The sequence below is a fragment of the Streptomyces sp. NPDC005070 genome, from assembly GCF_053600395.1.
The window spans coordinates 1-1,385 of sequence record NZ_JBSFZS010000517.1; the positions used below are offsets into that span (position 1 = coordinate 1).

General features: G+C 71.8%; 2 protein-coding genes. Both read left to right on the top strand.

Annotated elements, in window-relative coordinates; all coding sequences use genetic code 11:
- The first annotated feature begins 98 nt into the window (after window positions 1–98).
- The gene (locus ACWEBX_RS40755) at window positions 99–551 is read left to right on the top strand and encodes a cyclic nucleotide-binding domain-containing protein (protein WP_384794207.1); all 453 of its coding nucleotides are present in this window, start codon (window positions 99–101) and stop codon (window positions 549–551) included.
- Window positions 552–635: 84 nt separating this feature from the next.
- A partial coding sequence (locus ACWEBX_RS40760) for an N-formylglutamate amidohydrolase (protein WP_451889728.1) occupies window positions 636–1,385 on the top strand: 750 nt, incomplete at its 3' end.

The following is a 1,385-nucleotide window of genomic DNA, read 5'->3' on the forward strand; positions in this document are numbered from 1 at the left end:
CCGCTGTTGGGGCCCAAATCGAGTTTGACGGGATACCACCGGCACGACAGGCGCCGCCGGCCTCCTTGGGCCGTGCGGCGACCCGATGGAGGTCCGCGATGCCCACTGCTCTCCGGCTCCTGCACGCGCTCTCCCCCGAACACCGCGATCGGCTGATGAGCGTGGCCCGCGAGGTGTCGTTCCCCGCGGACGGGCCGATCTTCGAGGAGGGAGGCACCGCCGACCGCTTCTGGGTGGTCCGCTCGGGAACGGTCTCGCTGTACCAGCGGGTCATCGCCGACCGGCGGATCACCGTCGCCCAGCTCGGGCCCGGCGACCTGCTCGGCTGGTCGTGGCTGTTCCGTCCGCACACCTGGGATTTCGGCGCCGAGGCCTTCAGCCCGGTGCGCGCCTACGAGTTCGACGCCGCCGAGGTGCGGACGCTGTGCGACCAGGATCCGACGCTGGAGCTGTCCCTGACACGGACGATCGGCGCGATCCTGGCCCACCGTCTCGAAACGACCCGGACGGCGCTCATCGAGCACTACGCGCGCCGCGGGGGCAGTGGCTGAGCGCGGGAACGGCGTGGCCGCGTGCACGTGGCGAGGTCATGAGGTCCTGCCCATTGTCGGACCCGGCTGCGACAGTGATCTCTTATGAACGACATCCTCGCTTCCCCGGACGGCCCGGACTCCTTCGCGCTCCTGCCGGGAGCGGTCCACTCGCCCGTGATCCTGCACGTGCCGCACTCCTCCAGGGAGATCCCCGCGCCGGTCCGCGAGGGCATCCTCCTCGACGACCCGGCGCTGGAGAGCGAGTTGGACCACATCACCGACGCGCACACCGCCGAACTGGCCTCGGCCGCGGCCGAGGCGGCCGGGCTGACACCGTGGCGGTTCGTCAACCTGCTGTCCCGGCTGGTCGTCGATCCCGAGCGTTTCCCGGACGAGCGCGAGGAGATGCTCGCGGTCGGGATGGGCGCGGTGTACACACGGACGACGCACCGGGCTCCGCTGCGCCCCGCGGACACCGATCCCCGGCCGTTGATCGAGCGCTATTTCCACTCCTACGCGCGGGCGATGACGGCAGCGGTGACCGACCGGCTGGCCGCCACCGGGCGGGCCGTGATCATCGACGTCCACTCGTATCCGACGGCCCGGCTGCCCTACGAACTGCACGGGGACGGGCCGCGGCCGCCGGTCTGCCTGGGGACCGACTCCTTCCACACGCCGCCGGAGCTGGTCGCGCTCGCGGAGAAGGCGTTCGCGGGGCTCGGCGGGGTGGGGATCGACAGCCCGTTCTCGGGCGCGTACGTCCCCTTGCGGTACTACGAACGGGAGCCGGGTGGCGGAGACGCCGGTCCTGGTGTGGACCGATCCCGACGGGCGCCTCGTCGACCGGCCCAC

Coding starts and splice junctions, on each gene's coding strand:
- ACWEBX_RS40755 (WP_384794207.1), top strand. CDS start 99: ATGCCCACTGCTCTCCGGCTCCTGCACGCGCTCTCCCCCGAACACCGC.